The 17,611-nt window shown below is 58.3% G+C and carries 12 protein-coding genes and 1 tRNA gene; 6 read left to right on the top strand and 7 right to left on the bottom strand.

The genetic code is table 11. The features are described 5' to 3' along the window. Nucleotides 1-78 precede the first annotated feature (78 nt). Together RLO07_RS07665 and RLO07_RS07660 are read right to left on the bottom strand one after the other, a co-directional pair. Nucleotides 79-300 (bottom strand): hypothetical protein, encoded by a 222-nt coding sequence (locus RLO07_RS07665; protein WP_462291549.1) that lies wholly within the window; start codon nucleotides 298-300, stop codon nucleotides 79-81. Nucleotides 301-388: 88 nt separating this feature from the next. Beyond that, a complete protein-coding gene (locus RLO07_RS07660; RefSeq protein WP_462291548.1) occupies nucleotides 389-904 on the bottom strand; it encodes a hypothetical protein in 516 nt (171 codons plus the stop codon). A gap of 604 nt (nucleotides 905-1,508) precedes the next feature. Between RLO07_RS07660 and RLO07_RS07655 the strand changes: the two genes are divergently transcribed. The 3 genes from RLO07_RS07655 (at nucleotide 1,509) to RLO07_RS07645 (ending at nucleotide 7,167) form a co-directional block, all read left to right on the top strand. Next, nucleotides 1,509-1,724, top strand: a complete 216-nt coding sequence (locus RLO07_RS07655; RefSeq protein WP_462291547.1) for an IS3 family transposase — start codon at nucleotides 1,509-1,511, stop codon at nucleotides 1,722-1,724. Between the two features lie 132 nt (nucleotides 1,725-1,856). Next, a complete protein-coding gene (locus RLO07_RS07650) occupies nucleotides 1,857-5,615 on the top strand; it encodes a PAS domain S-box protein (RefSeq protein ID WP_462291546.1) in 3,759 nt (1,252 codons plus the stop codon). 607 nt (nucleotides 5,616-6,222) lie between these two features. Beyond that, complete coding sequence (locus RLO07_RS07645; RefSeq protein ID WP_462291545.1) at nucleotides 6,223-7,167, top strand: sensor domain-containing diguanylate cyclase; 945 nt, start codon at nucleotides 6,223-6,225, stop codon at nucleotides 7,165-7,167. A 63-nt stretch (nucleotides 7,168-7,230) separates the two neighbouring features. Here the strand turns inward: RLO07_RS07645 and RLO07_RS07640 are convergent, their stop codons facing one another. Both RLO07_RS07640 and RLO07_RS07635 read right to left on the bottom strand, forming a co-directional pair. After that, nucleotides 7,231-7,785, bottom strand: coding sequence for a hypothetical protein (locus RLO07_RS07640; protein WP_462291544.1), 555 nt, complete (start codon nucleotides 7,783-7,785; stop codon nucleotides 7,231-7,233). A gap of 183 nt (nucleotides 7,786-7,968) precedes the next feature. Continuing rightward, a tRNA-Asn gene (locus RLO07_RS07635) sits at nucleotides 7,969-8,044 on the bottom strand. A 216-nt stretch (nucleotides 8,045-8,260) separates the two neighbouring features. Between RLO07_RS07635 and uvrB the strand changes: the two genes are divergently transcribed. Beyond that, nucleotides 8,261-10,279: an excinuclease ABC subunit UvrB gene (uvrB, locus tag RLO07_RS07630; protein ID WP_462291543.1), complete on the top strand. Its 2,019-nt coding sequence runs from the start codon at nucleotides 8,261-8,263 to the stop codon at nucleotides 10,277-10,279. On the opposite strand, the gene RLO07_RS07625 is transcribed toward uvrB, so the two are convergent. After that, nucleotides 10,272-12,326 (bottom strand): ATP-binding protein, encoded by a 2,055-nt coding sequence (locus RLO07_RS07625; protein WP_462291542.1) that lies wholly within the window; start codon nucleotides 12,324-12,326, stop codon nucleotides 10,272-10,274. The two genes, uvrB and RLO07_RS07625, sit on opposite strands and share 8 nt — an antisense overlap. 3 nt (nucleotides 12,327-12,329) lie before the next feature. After that, the gene (gene pdsR / locus RLO07_RS07620) at nucleotides 12,330-13,022 is read right to left on the bottom strand and encodes a proteobacterial dedicated sortase system response regulator (RefSeq protein ID WP_462291689.1); all 693 of its coding nucleotides are present in this window, start codon (nucleotides 13,020-13,022) and stop codon (nucleotides 12,330-12,332) included. A gap of 169 nt (nucleotides 13,023-13,191) precedes the next feature. Between pdsR and RLO07_RS07615 the strand changes: the two genes are divergently transcribed. Together RLO07_RS07615 and RLO07_RS07610 are read left to right on the top strand one after the other, a co-directional pair. Next, on the top strand, nucleotides 13,192-15,354 hold the full coding sequence (locus tag RLO07_RS07615) for a marine proteobacterial sortase target protein (RefSeq protein ID WP_462291541.1): 2,163 nt from the start codon (nucleotides 13,192-13,194) through the stop codon (nucleotides 15,352-15,354). Continuing rightward, a complete protein-coding gene (locus tag RLO07_RS07610) occupies nucleotides 15,332-15,931 on the top strand; it encodes a class GN sortase (protein WP_462291540.1) in 600 nt (199 codons plus the stop codon). The genes RLO07_RS07615 and RLO07_RS07610 overlap by 23 nt, the downstream gene beginning before the upstream one ends. On the opposite strand, the gene RLO07_RS07605 is transcribed toward RLO07_RS07610, so the two are convergent. Then, nucleotides 15,913-17,589: a putative bifunctional diguanylate cyclase/phosphodiesterase gene (locus tag RLO07_RS07605; protein WP_462291539.1), complete on the bottom strand. Its 1,677-nt coding sequence runs from the start codon at nucleotides 17,587-17,589 to the stop codon at nucleotides 15,913-15,915. The genes RLO07_RS07610 and RLO07_RS07605 overlap by 19 nt on opposite strands. Between the last annotated feature and the right edge of the window lie 22 nt (nucleotides 17,590-17,611).

The raw sequence follows: 17,611 nt of genomic DNA, 5'->3' as shown, positions 1-17,611 counted from the left end.
TTTTTGTAACTTGGAAGAACTGCACCAAGTGCTGCGGCGTTCTGGGCTTATGGGAGCTGATTTGGAGCCAGCTAACACCTAGCGCTTGGCTTTTTCATCACGACGAGCCCTTTTGGTCAGCGGTTTACCATCTGCACCAACAGTACTTTTCGGTTTCTCGCCCTTGGCAGTCTTTGAGGCGCGGCTAAGAATAATCAGGCTCAGAGTTTCCTGATCACGCAATTTGATCGCGTTCTTCTCCAGGGTATCCAGCTCTTCAAAGCTGTACACGTCGTTCTTGAGCTTCTCTAGTCTGTTCATATTACGCTCGATCGAGGGCTGTTAGCTGTAACGGCCGCAACCTGATCTGACAGCTATCCGTCCGATCAGGCTTGCCCGGGCAGACTGATTAAGCAGCCGCCGACTCTTCCTTGGCCTCCGCCTCAGCGTCTTCCGGTGCCAATTCCGCCACCCTGGCTTCCAGCTCTGTCACTTTCCGCTGCAATTCCGCGTTCTCTTTCTTGGTTTCGCTGAGCGTCTTCTGCAACAGGTCGGCGGCGCTGGTCTTGTCCGCCAGTTTCTTCTTGCTGGCGTCGAGGTTCTTCTTCATGCGCACCGGGTCGAACTGGGTGAGGGTCTTGTTCTCCTCGCGCACCGCAGCCAGGTCCTTCTGCAGGCTTTTTGTCCGCTGTTTCAGTTCGGCGATCTCCGCCACCAGCCGCTCGCTGCGGTTGTGCAGCTCACGGGCGCGCTGCTCGGCCTTCTGGCTGTCTGTCGCCTTGCTGGTCAGCTCGGTGATGGTTTCGAGTTGCTTGTCGACGGCGGCCTGGAGTTCTACCTCTCTGGCGCTGAGGCGGTCGATTTCGGCGGTCTTGGTATCAAGCTGTTCCTGGTACTGGTCGCGGAGATTGCTCTCCAGTTCCATGATGGCTTCAAGCTAATTGGCTGCGAGCATAGTATCCTTGTCTGTTGTTTGGTTAGGTAAGTGACTGACGTCAGTTCAGGGGTGGTTGCCCGTCGTCCCGGTTGTGCCCTCAGGCCCCCGGCAATGCCCTGGCCCGCTCGTCGTCTGCCCACTTCCCAACAGACCAAAAAAAGGGCCACATTCCTGTAACCCCTTGATTTCCATCTAAATATGGCTCCGCCTGCTGGGCTCGAACCAGCGACCCATTGATTAACAGTATCGAAGACATTCGCGACATATAACGGCTAATTGGCAGATTATCAACAATTTTGACGGTAGACATTATTCCGGTTCTCCGAGCTCGACCCCTATGCCGAACCTGTGGCGGTCCAGCGGCCGGGATTGTGTCCCGTAACCTCAAATTTCTCAACGGATTCCTACGACCGAACTCCGAACTGAATCCGAATCGTGGACTGGCCGACAGCCCCGAAGCGGCAGGTCCCTTATCACACTTCAGATTGGATAAAATCGGGAAACCGCATAGTCGAAGATCGTGTCTGCTTAGTGCCAGTATTTCTCAAAGTCTTACCAGACACTGCTTGAAGAGTATGGCCTGATTTCCAGCATGAGCGGCAGAGGCAACTGCTATGATAACGAGTGTGCTGAGAGCTTCTTTCATTGGCTCAGGGAGGAGGCAATTCGTGGGGAACTTTTCGACACAGGAGAACATATGAGGCAAGCGGTATCCGAGTACATTCAAGTGGACTACAATCGAGACTTCCGATACAGCGCCAATGGCGATATCAGCCCGACAGCGATTAAGGCAAAACTGCTCGCTTAGGGGCATGTCCACTTGCGGTGGGTTGGATCAGTCTCTTTTACCGCAGTTAAACGGGAGGGACGTCAGCGCAGAGAGGCTGATTGATCGAATGTTGATAAGTGGCGCAATGATAAATGACGAAGTGCTGGTTGGATGAAGTTGCCACGGCATCTACATTTCAGCAATCAAACCGGAACACTCATCTACCTATTGTTTGGAGTCGGCTGGATAGTTGGCGGCTTCTTCATCTCAGACCTGCTTTATACGCAGCGAGAAACGTCGCTATTTGAACTGTTCAAGGGTCTTGTCTTTGTCGCTATCACCGCGATTTTGGTTTCTGTGCTGTTGAGTATGCGCAGTAACGAAGTTTCCAAATCTGTCGCTGTTGCTGAATATATCTCCAACCTGGATCGCTGGCAGGAGATGCGTCGACGCTTCTACTGGGCGCTCCCCACTGCGGTGGTTATTGTCACTCTCGCGATTTGCCTCGCGACTTATCTGACCCTAACGCTTGTACGTAAACAGACGTTACAGCAGGAGGAGCAAGGCGCCAAAACCCTCGTTTATTCCGTCGCCGCACAAATTAACGCTTCGCTTAAAACCGTGGATTTGATCTTGCACGAGGCAGTCGAGAACAGACGCCAGAATGTCAACGTGCCTGAATCCGAACTCAGGCGACTCCAGCGGTTAGCAGACGACTATGTTCGGGACATCTGGCTGATCGGTGAAAATGGGATAATCCTTGAAACCTCCGATACCGGGAATATCGGAACCGATTCCTCCGATAGAGCATACTTTATCCATCACGCAACAAACGGCAACACCGGCCTGTTTATTGGCAGTTCTATTCTCAGTCGCGCTACAGGCTCTCATTTTGTCTCTGCCTCACGTGCAATAAGGGATAGCGATGGAAAGTTTCTAGGGGTTGCCTGTGCGGCATTGGATCAGGCGAAGTTTGCCGATTTTTGGCAACTACCAGCGGACCATGGAATGGTAGGCGTATCTTTGCTGAATAAGGAAAACGACATACTGCTCAGCAATTCAGGCAGTCATCGCCTAACCGAAAACACCATTAGTTCGCTTGCACTGACAACAGACAAACCCTCGATAACCAGAGCCGAGAATACGAAGGGGGAATTAAGTCTGGTAGCCGCTGTGCACCTTGAATCATTTCCAGGCTTTAAAGTGATTGTTGAAATACCACTCGAAGGCCGTATTGAAGCTTTTCAGGCGATCGTCAACGCCAGCTTGTTCGGATATTTCGGTGTGTCGCTGCTGCTGTTTGGTATCCTCTATTTGCTTGGAAGACAGTACAGAGCCAGCGAATCACTTGAAAAAGAAGTGACCATGTTAGCTAGCTTCCCGATGAACAATATCAACCCAGTCCTCAGGCTCTCTCCAGAGGGCAACTATACGTTTCTCAATCCGTCTGCAGTGCGGTTGCTTGATTCATTGAAAGCCTCGCCCGAACTGCAGAAACTTAGAACAGAACTGGTGCGTATTTCGGGTCAGTCAAAATCCGGTACCAGCGAGCTTAATCTTCAGGATAAGGTTCTGCTGGTTTCTGCTGTTTCAAAACCTAATGGGGACTGTGATCTATATCTGACGGATGTCACTCAGGCCCGACAAGACTCGTCGATGCTGAACCTTTTCTTTGAACTTCCTTTTGTGGGAATGGCCATCACCTCACTGGAGAGCAAGGTATGGGTTCGGGTCAATGATCGTCTCTGCGAGATTCTTGGCTACCCAAGAGACGAGCTGAAAAAACTGTCTTGGCCGGACATTACTCACCCTGACGACCTTGGTGCCGATCTAAGTAATTTTAACAAGATTCTGGCAGGTGAGTCGGAAGGCTATCGCATGGACAAACGTTTTGTTCGACCCGATAAGACAATAATATACGCTACAATAGATGTCAGAGTGATTCGGAAATCATCTGGGGAAATCGACTTTTTCCTGGCGACCATAGAGGACATCACCGAACGCAAGTATTCAGAGAAAGCGCTCAATTTACAGAAAAATCTATATGCAGCATTATCGGCATCCAACCACGCAATCGGTCGATCGGATAGTCGGCAGGAAGTTTTTCATAATATTTGCCAGGCCGCTGTTGAGCACGCGGGCTTTTTGTATGCATGGATTGGAGAGTTGGATACCGAGTCGGAAACTGTGAAACCCGTATCGATGTATGGCAGCGATGACGGCTACGTCAAAAGTGTCAATGTTTCAAGCAATCAGGGAAATCCCCAGGGCGATGGTCCAGCTGGTCATGCAGTTCGCACAGGAAAACACTTTATTGTGCGTGACGTGGAACATGATGAAACGGCTGTCCCCTGGAAAACGTCACTGCTGGACCGTGGTGTCAAGGCATTTGCCAGTTTCCCAATCGTTGATTCGAACGGTGTTTTCGGCGTCTTTTGTGTCTATGCCCAAGGACCTGAATACTTTTCCGAAGACGCAATCTCCCTATTAGATGAAATGGCATTCGACATCGGCTTTGCTTTGGATAACCTCGCGCAACAACAATCTCGTCTTGAGTCCCAACGCTCTCTGGAAGCCAGTGAGGAGAAGTTCCGCAGTGCAATTCAGGAAGCCCCATTCCCCATCCTTATCCATGCTGAAGATGGTGAGGTGCTCATTTGTAATAAGTCATGGCTTGAGATTACGGGCTATACTCTGGATGAAATGGCCACAATTGCCGAGTGGACCATGCTGGCTTACGGCGAAAGTCGGGCGGTGGTGCGCGAAGAAATCAATTCCCTGTATCGTTTGGACGGTCGGAAAGACGAAGGAGAGTTCACTGTTCGCTGTAAGAATGGGGAAATCAGGACGTGGGACTTTAGCTCCGTTGCTCTGGGTAGTCTCACTGATGGACGACGAATGGTGATGAGTATGGCAGCAGATGTGACTGAACGAAAGCAGTCACTCTTGCAGCTTGCCGAGGCCGAAGAGAAATTTAGGCATCTCGTTGAGCAGTCTGTGGCAGGCATATTTATGCTTGATGAGCGGAAACTGCTGTACGCCAATCCACGTACGGCGCAAATCCTTGGCCTGCCGGAAGGGAATTTCGAGGCTGTTGATCTTGAAGCGTTTATTGGTCCAAACGAGCTTACCGCGATATTCGAAGAGATAAGAGCAGCTATTTCTGGCGAAAATTCCAAGGCGAACCTTGAGTTCGATGCCGTTCAGAATTCGGGCGAAAAGATTCGTGTTGGTGCTCAGGGATCGCTAGCTCAGCATGAAGGCAAAGCTGTATTGCTTGGTGTCATGCAAGACATTTCCGAGAAACATCGCGCGGATGTAAAAATCGCCAAATACGTTGAGCAACTTAAACTTGCGTTTATGAGTACAGTCGACGTTGTCATGTCCGTTGGCGAAATGCGCGACCCCTATACGACGGGTCACGAACGTGGGGTCTCCAAAATTGCTGTGGCCATTGCTACTGAAATGGGTCTCGATGAAGAACGCATAGAGGGTATCGGCATTGCCGGACTTCTCCACGATATTGGCAAGATCTCTATTCCTTCAGAGTTATTGTCGAAACCTGGCCGCCTGTTACCAATAGAACTGCAATTCATCCAAACCCACGCACAATCCAGTTACGACATCCTCAGGGCCGTCCGGTTTCCGTGGCCCGTGGCAGAAATTGCCTGGGAACATCATGAAAGAATGGACGGTAGTGGCTACCCCCGGGGGCTGAAGGGAGAGGACATACTTCTGGAAGCACGAATTTTAGCGGTCGCTGATGTGGTAGAGGCGATGTCATCTCACCGCCCTTATCGTGCCAGTCTGGGAATTGACGCCGCACTTGAAGAGATCAACAAGGGTGCAGGAAAGCTTTATGATGAGCATGTGGCGGCTGCCTGTCAGAGAATATTCAAGGAACAGGGTTTTGTAATCAGCGAGCCGTAGGGTTCGATATTTCATCGACTAGACATGCCCTGAGCTGCTGATTCTGATGGTCATGCATCATTTCACTATGTAGTCGTGATGATAGGGGTAGTTAAACTAAACTGCGATAGAGGCGCATCCATATCTATTTTATCTTCCAGCGTTAACTCGTGATGGGCGGCCATTAATTTGGCGACGATGTCAGATAAGTGAGCGTCCACAGTTAATTCCATGGGCATTTTGTTAACGCTTTAGGTAAAGAGCATCAGGTAAATACAACGGTATGCGAACTGCGACCTTCTCGCCAACATGTATTGAGCGGGCCGTACATTCGAGGTACATTGAGCAATTATTATTCGCTATAAGAAGCGCTGACCCATGCCAAGAAATTGCTTTTTTGTTGAGTTGTAGCTTGCTTACCTATGGTTGCACACGGGTTCTATCCAGGTTTTGCAGGCACTTTAATGAACACCATCAGCGGGTTCGCCAGCGGAGGATTAGTCGGGTGGAATGGATATTCGACAAAAGTCAGATGGGCGAGCGCTCCTATAAACAAGGTAATACACGCCACATGCTCCACGGTACAAAGAAATCCTCATGTTGCTCCGTAGATTACTAATCGAGAAAAATGACGAAACCTGTTAAACATAAGCCCAAACCAAATGACTTTTACGAGGCTATTCTCGACTCATTATATGAGCAAATAGCAGTCATTGATGATCGAGGCTATATTGACTGGGTAAACCAGGCGTGGGAAATTTTTTCTCGCGATAACGGAGGTATGCAAGACAAAGAATGGGCGGGTATTAATTACTTGGAAATTTGTAGTTCAGCAGTAGTAAGTGACGAACCTTATGCCAAGTCTGCCTTAGACGGAATTCGACAAGTGCTTTGTAGCGACTTGGACGAATTCACGCACGAGTACCCCTGCCATAGTCCGGAGGAGTGGAGATGGTTTTTGATGCACGTTCGACCAATCGAGTGGAGTGGTGGGCGTCACCTTACCATTGTCCACGAGAATATAACTGGCCGAAAGCTCGCTGAACTTGCTGCAGAACAGATGGCGATGGTGGATGCCCTGACAGAAATTCCCAATCGAAGAGCTTTCGATGATTTTCTGAACAATGAATATATGCGTGCTTGCCGATTTGAGCAGCCTATATCGCTGATAATGTTAGACATCGATTTGTTCAAAATCTACAACGACTCCAATGGCCACCTGTCTGGTGATGATTGCCTGCGTAAAATAGCTGAAACACTCAGTTCGGTAGCACTTCGCCCAAATGATTTCACGGCGCGATATGGCGGCGAGGAATTTGCGATTGTACTTGGTAATACAGATTTGGCGGCCGCGTTGCAGATCGCTGAACGGGCGCGTGTTGCAGTCGAGGCCCTTGCTTTCCGTCCTGTCGCTGGGGCCGCCCCGGAGAAACTAACGATCAGCGCCGGTGTAGCTTGTATCGATGCTAAAAGGAATTCGAATCAATCTCCCAGGAACTTGGTCGAGGCGGCAGACAAACAACTGTATCGCGCAAAAGAAAGTGGACGTAACACGGTCTGTTGGCCTACCTAGATGTAACAGTCGCAACCTGATCTGACGGTTATCGGCCCGACCAGGCTTGCTCCGGCTGGCAGATCAAGCAGCCGCCGACTCTTCCTTGGCCTCGCTTTCAGGCGCATCGGTGGCTTCAGCCTCAGACTCAGCGACTTTCGCTTCCAGCTCAGCGACCTTCCGCTGCAATTCCGCATTCTCTTTCTTGGTCTCGCTGAGCGTCTTCTGCAACAGGTCGGCCGCGCTGGTCTTGTCCGCCAGCTTCTTCTTGCTGGCGTCGAGGTTCTTCTTCATGCGCACTGGGTCGAACTGCGTGAGGGTCTTGTTCTCCTCGCGCACCGCAGCCAGGTCCTTCTGCAGGCTTTTTATCCGCTGTTTCAGTTCGGCGATCTCCGCCACCAGCCGCTCGCTGCGGTTGTGCAGCTCACGGGCGCGCTGCTCGGCCTTCTGGCTGTCTGTCGCCTTGCTGGTCAGCTCGGTGATGGTTTCGAGTTGCTTGTCGATGGCGGCCTGGAGTTCTGACTCCCTGGCGCTGAGGCGGTCGATCTCGGCGGTCTTGGTGTCGAGCTGTTCCTGGTACTGGTCGCGGAGATTGCTCTCCAGTTCCATGATGGCTTCAAGCTTATTGGCTGTGAGCATAGTATCCTTGTCTGTTGTTTGGTTAGGTAAGTGACTGACGTCAGTTCAGGGGTGGTTGCCCGTAGTCCCGGTTGTGCCCTCAGGCCCCCGGCAATGCCCTGGCCCGCTCGTCGTCTGCCCACTTCCCAACAGACCAAAAAAAAAGGGCCACATTCCTGTAACCCCTTGATTTCCATCTAAATATGGCTCCGCCTGCTGGGCTCGAACCAGCGACCCATTGATTAACAGTCAATTGCTCTACCAACTGAGCTAAGGCGGAATGGTGTCAACCGAGGCCGCGTATATTAATGATGAGCCCCGGGCAGGTCAACCGTCGGTGCGGTATTTTTCGCAGGTACAGTACGCGAAGCCATTGTCAAATGCTGCAACTGTGCCGATTAATCGAGCGCAGGCTTCGGCGGCGGCTCCGCGGCTGCATTTCCGGGCTCACTGCACCATAATACGCGGTTGGTTGCAGAGAGCAGGTCCCCAGTCCATGGCAAAACGGTTCAAGGTTCATTCCAGCTATTCCCCGACGGGGGACCAGCCCAAGGCCATTCGCGAATTGGTGGAGGGGATCAACGCGGGCCTGGCGTCGCAGACCCTGCTGGGCGTGACCGGGTCGGGCAAGACCTTCACCATGGCCCACGTGGTGGAGCAGATACAGCGGCCGACTATTGTCATGGCGCACAACAAGACCCTTGCCGCCCAGCTATACGGCGAGTTCAAGGAGTTCTTTCCGGACAACGCGGTCGAGTACTTCGTTTCCTATTATGACTACTACCAGCCCGAAGCCTATGTGCCGTCCTCCGACACCTTCATCGAGAAGGATGCCTCGGTCAACGAGCACATTGAACAGATGCGCCTGTCCGCGACCAAGGCCCTGCTGGAGCGGGAGGACTGCCTGGTGGTGGCGACCGTATCCGCAATCTATGGCCTGGGTGATCCCAAATCCTATTTCAAGATGATCCTGCACCTTTCCCGGGGAGAAATTATCGACCAGCGCCAGGTGCTGCGGCATCTGGCGGAGCTGCAGTACACCCGCAATGATGTCGACTTTCATCGCGGCACTTACCGGGTGCGGGGGGATGTGATCGATATTTTCCCGGCGGATTCCGAGCACGAGGCGGTACGGGTGGAATTGTTCGATGAGGAAATCGAAAACATCTACTTCTTCGACCCGCTGACCGGTGCTGTCGAGCGCAAGGTGCCGCGGGTGACGATTTTCCCCAAGAGCCACTACGTGACGACGCGGGACGTCATGCTCGACGCGGTCGCCCAGATCGAGGTGGAGCTGGAGCAGCGGGTGCAGCAGCTCAAGGACAATGAGAAACTGGTAGAGGCGCAGCGCCTGCAGCAGCGCACCCGCTATGATCTGGAGATGATCCGCGAGCTGGGCTACTGCAACGGGGTGGAGAACTACTCACGCTATCTGTCCGGTCGCGACTCCGGCGAGCCGCCACCAACCCTGTTCGAATACCTGCCCGACAATGCCCTGGTGATTATCGACGAATCCCACGCCACCATTCCCCAGATCGGGGGCATGTATCGTGGCGACCGCTCACGCAAGGAGACGCTGGTAGAGTACGGCTTCCGTCTGCCCTCCGCACTGGACAACCGGCCGCTGCGTTTTGAGGAGTGGGAGCAACTGGTGCCCCAGGCGGTGTTTGTCTCGGCGACACCCGGTCCCTATGAGCTGGAACACGCGGGGCGCACGGTGGAACAGGTGGTGCGCCCGACCGGCCTCATCGATCCCGAGTTGGAAGTACGCCCGGCCAGCAGCCAGGTGGACGATCTGCTGCAGGAAATCCACAAGAACATTGCGCTGGGCGAGCGCGTGCTGGTGACCACCCTGACCAAGCGCATGGCCGAGGATCTCACCGAGTATCTGGCCGAGCACGGGATCAAGGTGCGCTACCTGCACTCGGATATTGAAACGGTGGAGCGGGTGGAAATCATCCGCGACCTGCGCCTGGGTGAATTCGATGTGCTGGTGGGCATCAACCTGCTGCGGGAGGGGCTCGACATGCCCGAGGTATCGCTGGTCGCGATTCTGGACGCCGACAAGGAGGGCTTCCTGCGCTCCGATCGCTCCCTGATCCAGACTATTGGCAGGGCGGCCAGGAATCTCAATGGCCGCGCAATTCTCTATGCGGACAAGATCACGGGTTCCATGGAGCGGGCGATGGCGGAGACCGCCCGCCGGCGCGAGAAGCAGGTCGCCTACAACCTGGAGCACGGGATAACGCCCGCCGGCGTGTTCAAGTCGGTTCAGGACATCATGGAAGGCGCCCGGCGCATGCCTACCAAAGCCAGAGCCAAAGGGCGCAAGGTGGCGGAGGAGTCACTCGCCTACAGCGCCGAGGTTGCGAATCTCAGCCCCGCGGCCCTGGCCCGCAAACTGCAGCAGATGGAGGCAAAGATGCAGGAACATGCCCGCAATCTGGAGTTTGAGCAGGCAGCGGCCATGCGCGACCAACTGGCGCAGGTGCGGCAACTGGCCTTCCTTAATTAGCGGCGGGCAGGAGCAGGGTGAATACCGCTCCTTTGCCGTCATCGCGATTGTCGGCGCGGACGCTGCCGTGATGGTAGTCCGCGACCAGCTTGACGATATACAGCCCCAGCCCCAGGTGCACTGAGTCGGCGGATTGGCGCTGCCGCAGCGATACCATGGCTTCGAACAGGCGCCCCTGCAGGTCCGCGGGCAGTGGCGGCCCGGTGTTGCTGACAGCCAGTGCCCAGTCGCGGCCCCGGGGTGTTAGGCTGATCATGATATCGCTGCCCCCCGGTGCGAATGACGCGGCATTGTCAACCAGCTTGTCCAGTGCCTGCACCAGCAGGTCGGCGGCCCCGTGGACCCGGGCGGGGCCGGGCGGGCAGTGGAGCAGCAGCCGGTGTCCGGGATAGATGTCGCGATACGCCGCGCACACTTCCTGCAACAGCGGCCTCAGGTCAATTACCGTGTGCTCGCGCTGGCCGATGGTTTCCTCCAGCCGGCTCGCTTCCGTCATCGAGTTCAGGATATGGCTGAGCCGCTCCAGCCCCTCCCGGGCGCGGCTGACATAGACATTGTCCGCTGCATTACCTGCCCCGGAGCCGAGGTTGTCCAGCGATGACTGGATCACGGCGAGGGGTGTACGCAACTCGTGCGACAGTTTGCGGCTCAGGGTGCGCAGGTACTCATTGTAGTCATGCAGTTCATCCAGCAGGCGGGCATAGCTGCGGGACAGGTCGCCGATTTCATCCCGGGCGCGGCTGCGGGGGAAGTTGTCCAGCTCCATGCCCTGATGGCCCAGTACCCGGTCGGCGGCGCGGCTGAGCCGGCGAATGCGCCAGGACAGCAGGCTGGCGAACCCCAGCAGGCCCAGTGCAGCCGCGCCCAGGGCCAGCAGGCTGTAGCCCAGCAGGCGACTGAAAGCGCGGTCAGTCAGGGACAGGTATTGCTCGCTGCCCTGTTGTACGACCACGGTACCGATCACGGAACCCCGGTTGCGTATCGGTGCCGCCGCAGACAGCGTTCTGCGGCCGGGGGTATTGGTACGATACCAGCGTCGCTCGGGGTGGCCGCGGAGGGCGCCGCTGATTTCCTCACCGTCGACAGTACCGCTTGCCGCCGGCTCCGGCAGGGTATCCAGGTCCGGGTCCGCAAGTATGCGCCGGTACAGCGCCCGCAACAGCCAGAACGTTGCCGGGGCAGCGGTATCGTCGGCAGCGGGCGCGACAGTAGCCAGCAGGCGGGTATGCCGGTCGGTTACCAGCAACTGCTGCCCGCCGCCTGCAAAACGCGCCAGCTGTGCCTCCAGCTCCGCCGGTGGATAAATCAGCCAGGGTGGTGCTGCCTGGGTCAGGGGGCCGGTGTTGCCCGCGGTGCGCCAGCCGCGACTGCGATGGTCGGCCACATCGACTGCGTACAGGCCCAGCCGCCCGCCGGTCAGTGCCAGCGGCAGGGCCAGCTCAATGGCGTAGCCTTCGGCGGTATCCTGCCAATAGCCCCGTATCCTGCCGGCGTTTACCTGCGGGTGACGTCTGCCGGCGTACTGGGCGACCACGCTACCCGGAGCGGGAGTCGCTATCACGTACTCCTGTCGCCGGCCATCCAGCCAGGTCACCAGGAGCAGCCGGTCACCATTGGGTTCGGGGCTCAGGCCCGGGTCGTGGTAGGTGACACTGTCATCCCTGATCTGCAGCATCAGGTACAGGCTGCCGTCGCGCACACCGGCGCGGTAGCGCAATGCGGGGACTCGGGTATCGAGGTTCTCGAAGCTGCCCTGGATGGTTTCCGCCCAGCCGTCCTCGTAGCCGTCCAGCACTGGCTCGTATGCCAGTGCCGGGGCATAGATCGATCTGCCCAGGTCATCGGCGGTGCGCAGGCGTTGGGGGTCGGGATACAGCATCAGCGGTTGGTCCGACAGGCTGGCGGCGATGGCATCGGCGGTGGCGGCGATAGCGCGGCCCTGACCTTCGCGCAGGGCACCCTCCATCTCGCGCAGGAACTGGCACCCCGCCCAGGGCAGGGTCAACAGCAACAGGCTGACCAGGACCAGCTGGCGGCGCAGGCTCAAGCGTCAGTCCCCGCGCCAGCGATAGCCCATGCCGTAGGCGGTTTCGATGGCACTGAAGGTGGCGTCGAGGGTTTCGAACTTGCGCCGGATCCGTTTGACATGGGAGGTGATGGTGTTGTCGTCCAGGACCACGTTGGCGCTCTCCATGAGCTGCTGCCGGTTCTTGACGTGGCCGGGGTGACGGGCAAGGGTGTGCACCATCCAGAACTCGGTGACCGTCAGAGGCACCGGCTGCCCCGCCCATTGTGCGGTCATCCGCTCCAGGTTGAGCGTCAGTGCTCCCTGCGCAATCACATGCTCGCGCAGCTCCGGCTCTCGCAGTGCCCTGACACGGCGGAACAGGGCCACGATGCGTGCCAGCATGTGCGTCTGGCTGATGTTCTTGGTCAGGTAGTCGTCGGCACCGAGTCGCAGCCCGGAGATGATGTCCAGTTCGCTGTCCCGGGCGGTCAGGAAGACGATGGGCAGTTCCGGTGACAGGCTGCGCAGTTCGCGGCAGAGCTCGAATCCGCCTTCGATATCGTCCCCGAGGCCAACGTCGATAATGGCGAGATCAGGCAGCTGGCGCAGGAAGGCCGCACTGGCGCTCTGACGGTCCCGGTGGACTGAGACCCGGAATCCCTGGCGCTGCAGGGCATCGCGGTAGTTTGCCGCCAGAGCGGCTTCATCTTCGACGATGGCGATATGGTGGGGCATGCAGGGTATTACCGGGAGCCGGGAAGCGGCCATGGTTCCAGAATCCCGGGCCGCACTCAAGCTGCTGCCACAATTCGCCACGATTGCGCAGAACCCTGCCACAGTTGCGCCACCGGAATGCCAGCCCGGCGCGCTTCAATACTCCTACCTTCAACGGCAGGAGAATAGCGTGAATACCAACACATCCAGCATCAGCGATTTGCCCGACCAGCGCGAGGTCGTGACGGGCCTGTGGTTCTGTTTCCGCGTGTTGCCGGCACTGATCGCTTTTCTGTTGGGCCTGATCCTGTTGAATGCCAGCGTGGCGCGGGCGGCAGACGCTGCTGCCCCGGGCGCGGGAAATCTGCTGCTGCAGGGCCCCGGTCTGCCGCCCGTACCTGCAGTCATGCAGCATAGCGCGGTCCAGGTCAGTGTCTCCGGCATGGTGGCGGTGGTGACGCTGGAACAGACGTTTCGCAACAACAGCGAACAGTGGGTGGAGGGGGTCTACGTATTTCCGCTGCCGGGGCAGGCCGCAGTCCGTGCCCTGGAAATGCGCGTCGGTGAGCGGCGGATCATCGGCGAGATCCGCGAACGGGAGGAAGCGGAGGCGGTGTACGCTGCGGCCCGGGATACGGGCCGCAAGGCCAGCCTGGTAGTGCAGCAGCGGCCCAATTTGTTCAGCAACCGCATCGCCAACCTGGGCCCTGGCGAAACCGTCGCGGTCAAGCTGGAGTTTGTGCAACCGGTGACCTATGCCGAAGGGGTCTTTGGTCTGCGCCTTCCCATGACCCTGACGCCGCGCTACATTCCGGGTCGGCCCCTCGCTGCAAGCGCCAGTTCCTTGTCGATACCCGACTATCTGCGCTACTTCCCGGCCACGGACGAGGTCCCCGATGCGCCCCTGCTGGCGACGCTGCAGCACTTCCGGGCCGGCTCTGATGCCGCGCCGCTGAATCCTTTCACCATTGTCGTGGATCTCAACGCGGGACTGCCGCTGGCGCGGGTTGATACCCCCTACCACGAGATGCACCTGCGTCGGGACGGCAACCGCTACCAGCTGCGCCTGGCGCGGGGCAGCAGTGAAATGGACAGGGATTTTGTACTCCACTGGGAGCCGGCTACCGGCAGCCAGCCCGGGGCCGCGTTGTTCACGGAACAGGTGGCCGGGGAGCACTACGGGCTGTTGCTGGTGGTGCCCCCCGCGTTGACCCAAAGCCCGCAAATCCGGGCCCGCGAGCTGGTGTTCGTGGTCGACACCTCGGGCTCCATGGGCGGGGTGCCGATACAGCAGCTGCGACAGAGTCTGGTGGCGGCACTGGATGGATTGCGGCCCGGGGACCGCTTCAACATCATTGCCTTTGATCAGAGTTACCGGACATTGTTTGCCGACGCCATGCCGGTCGGTCCGCGTACGTTGCAGCAGGCCCGCGCATTTATCAGCCAGATTCGCGCAGCGGGTGGCACCGAAATGCTGCCACCCCTGCGACGCGCGCTGGCAGTGTCGACTGCCGGCGACAGTGGCGGCCGGTTGCGACAGGTGATCTTCATGACCGATGGTGCGGTGGGCAATGAGCATGCCATTATTGATACCATCGCCGCGGAAGTCGGCGACAGCCGCCTGTTCGCTCTCGGTCTGGGCTCCGCACCCAATAGCTGGTTCCTGCGCAAGGTGGCGCAGCTTGGACGGGGCCGCCATTTGCACATTGGCGACCAGTCCGAGATCAGCGCCCGGGTCGCGGCCCTGCTGGACTATCTGTCCGCGCCGATGCTGACTGATATCCGCGTGGACTGGCCGCAGACCGTGGTGGCTGCCGGCGGTCCGGTCCCCGACCTGTACGCGGGTGCACCCTTGTTGCGGCTGGTGCGCTTCAATACCCCACCCCAGCCAGGTGTGATCAGGGTTTCGGGGGAGCTGGCCGGGGTGCCCTGGCAACAGGAGCTTGCTCTTGGTACTGACGGCTCCGGTGGCGCCAGCGCGCCCGGCGTGGCCAGCCTCTGGGCGCGGGAACGCATGGAGCAGATCCTCGAGCAACGCCATCAGGGCCTGCACGAGGACAGCGTGCGCGCCGAGGTGCTGTCGCTGGCATTGAGACACCGACTGCTGAGCCCCTTTACCAGTTTCGTTGCCGTGGAACAGGCAGTGTCGCGTGCCCGGGACCTGCCCCTGCGGGCAGTCGCGGTCCCCGGCACCCGGCCGCGGGGCCAGAGTCCACAGGCACTCGCCTACCCGCAAACCGCCACCACTGCCGCTGCCAAGCTGTTCCTGGCTTGCCTGCTGCTGTTTGTCGCCCTCTTGTTCTGGGTCATGCGGGGCCCGGAGGTGGACCGTGCTCCCGATCCGCGCCAGTAGGCGCATGCGTCGCCTCGCGCTCACGGGGCTGTTGCTGCTGGCGGGCTGGCAGCTGGCGGGTGCCGGGTGGATACACGTCAAGGCGATGCTGGCCCAGCACCTGCTCGCCCGGGCCTGGCTGGAATCCGCGGCCACGGGTGTTGCGCAAAAACCCTGGCCCTGGGCGGACACCTGGCCGGTCGCCGTGCTGCGGGTGCCGGGTTTGCAGGTCGAGCAGTATGTGCTGGCGGGCACCAGTGGCCAGGCCCTGGCCTTTGGGCCTGGGATGCACGAGGTGTTTGCCGGGGGCGCTCGCAACTGGACCGTATTGGCCGGGCATCGCGACACCCATTTCGGCTTCCTCCGGGCGCTGCTGCCAGGCATGCTCGTGTCGCTGGAACGGCCCGATGGGGAATTGCTGGAGTACGAGGTGCAGTCAACGCGGGTGGTGGACAGTCGTCGCGAGAGTCTGGATCCGCCAGCCGCAGGTGGCCCGCAGCTGTTGCTGGTGACCTGCTACCCCTTTGTCAGCGTGGCGACGAACGGGCCGCTGCGCTATCTGGTCTCGGCGCGGGTGGTCTATGGCCCAAGCAAATGACGCAGTTCGTCGCTTGCCAGCGGCTGACTGAAATAAAAGCCCTGGCCCAGGATGTCGCCGTGACTGCGTACAAACTCGGCCTGAGCCACACTTTCAATGCCCTTGGCGACGACCTTCAGCCCGAGGGCGCGGCCCATCGCAATTACGCTGTCGGCGATGATCGTCTGCTCGTTATCTTCGGGAACACGCTGCATGAACGCCGGGTCTATCTTGAGCGTGCTGACGGGTAGCTTGCCCAGGTATTCCAGAGCAGCGTAACCGGCGCCGAAGTCGTCCACGGCTATATCGACCCCAAGTTCAATGATGGTGCTCAGGCGCTCCAGTACACGGGGGCGGCTGCTGAGCAGCGCCAGTTCCTTGATTTCCACCTGCAGCATGTGCGGCTGCAACTGGTACTCCTTCATTGCCTGTGCGAGTTCCTCGGGGAAACTGCCGCCATGCAGCGAGTGAGTGCTGATGTTTATACTGACCTGGCCGGGGTCCAGGCCCTCATCCAGCCACTCGCGCAATTGACAGCAGGCGGCCCTGAGGGACCACAGGTCGAGCCGCCGCACTAGCCCCGCCTGCTCTGCGAGGGAGATAAAACGGCTGGGAGGAACAGTGCTGGAATCGGGAGTGTTCCAGCGCGCGAGCGCCTCAAAACCGACTGACCTGCCGCTCACGAAATCGATCTGCGGGTGGTAGACCTGGGTCAGGGAGCCGCTATCGAGCGCTGCCCGCAAAGCCTCAACCAGCGCCATGTGCTCCATGGCGGCCTGGGTCATGTCCGCGGTATAGAAACGCCAGTCGTTGCGACCGCCCTGTTTGGCGCCGTACATGGCAGTGTCCGCGTAGCCCAGCAGCCGGGTGGCGGTCTCCGCATCATCCGGGTAGACACTGATGCCGATACTGCAGCTGAGCAAGACCTCGGTGTCATGGATATGAAACGGGCTGCAAATGCTGTCCATCAGCTTGCAGGCCACCGCTGAAGCGTCATCGGTGTTTTCCAGTTCATCCAGCACGGCGATAAATTCATCGCCACCGATCCTCGCCAGAATGTCACTGTCCCTGAGCGCGGCCTGCAGGCGCTGGGCAGCCTGCTGCAGCAGCTCGTCACCCGTTGCGTGACCAAGGGTGTCATTCACCTCCTTGAACCGGTCGAGGTCAATGAACATGACGGCCAGGCGCTTGCAATTACGCCGGGCGGTGAGGATGCTGCGTTCCAGCAGGTTGTCCAGCAGACTGCGGTTGGCCAGACCCGTCAGGGGATCGTAGTGGGCCACGGCCTCCAGTTGCAGGCGGGCAACATGCAGTTCGGTGACATTGCGCACCAGGCACACCAGCTGATTGTGGTCGCGGATCGGAGCGATACGGGCTTCGTACCAGGGCATGCTTTGCCTGATCTGCAATTGGTATTCGAGGGTGACAAGTTCGCCCGAGGCCGTTGCCTGCTCCATCGCTGCGGTGAAGCTGGCGGCAATATCCACGGGCAGTACATCGGCCATGCGCTTGCCCAGGAAACGTTCCGGGGGTACACGCAGTTCCTCTGACTGATGGCCGCGGAAATCCCGGATCACACCGTCGTGCTCGAGCAGGAAGTAAAGATCCGGCATGGCCTCGAACAGGGCCTCAAGGAACTCTTCTTGCCGGTACTGCTCCGGGAGCGGTTCAGTGGCCAAGGTCGCTGCCTCGCCCGGAACG

This window comes from Haliea sp. (assembly GCF_040221975.1).
In the GTDB taxonomy this organism is placed as follows: domain Bacteria; phylum Pseudomonadota; class Gammaproteobacteria; order Pseudomonadales; family Halieaceae; genus Haliea.
Note: the sequence above shows the minus strand (reverse complement) of the source record. Positions and strands in the feature narration are given on the sequence as shown.

Bases quoted from the DNA above. Each gene is read 5' to 3' on its own strand.
- RLO07_RS07665 (WP_462291549.1), bottom strand. From the start codon at position 300: ATGAACAGACTAGAGAAGCTCAAGAACGACGTGTACAGCTTTGAAGAG.
- RLO07_RS07660 (WP_462291548.1), bottom strand. From the start codon at position 904: ATGGAACTGGAGAGCAATCTCCGCGACCAGTACCAGGAACAGCTTGAT.
- RLO07_RS07655 (WP_462291547.1), top strand. From the start codon at position 1,509: ATGAGCGGCAGAGGCAACTGCTATGATAACGAGTGTGCTGAGAGCTTC.
- RLO07_RS07650 (WP_462291546.1), top strand. From the start codon at position 1,857: ATGAAGTTGCCACGGCATCTACATTTCAGCAATCAAACCGGAACACTC.
- RLO07_RS07645 (WP_462291545.1), top strand. From the start codon at position 6,223: ATGACGAAACCTGTTAAACATAAGCCCAAACCAAATGACTTTTACGAG.
- RLO07_RS07640 (WP_462291544.1), bottom strand. From the start codon at position 7,785: ATGCTCACAGCCAATAAGCTTGAAGCCATCATGGAACTGGAGAGCAAT.
- uvrB (WP_462291543.1), top strand. From the start codon at position 8,261: ATGGCAAAACGGTTCAAGGTTCATTCCAGCTATTCCCCGACGGGGGAC.
- pdsR (WP_462291689.1), bottom strand. From the start codon at position 13,022: ATGCCCCACCATATCGCCATCGTCGAAGATGAAGCCGCTCTGGCGGCA.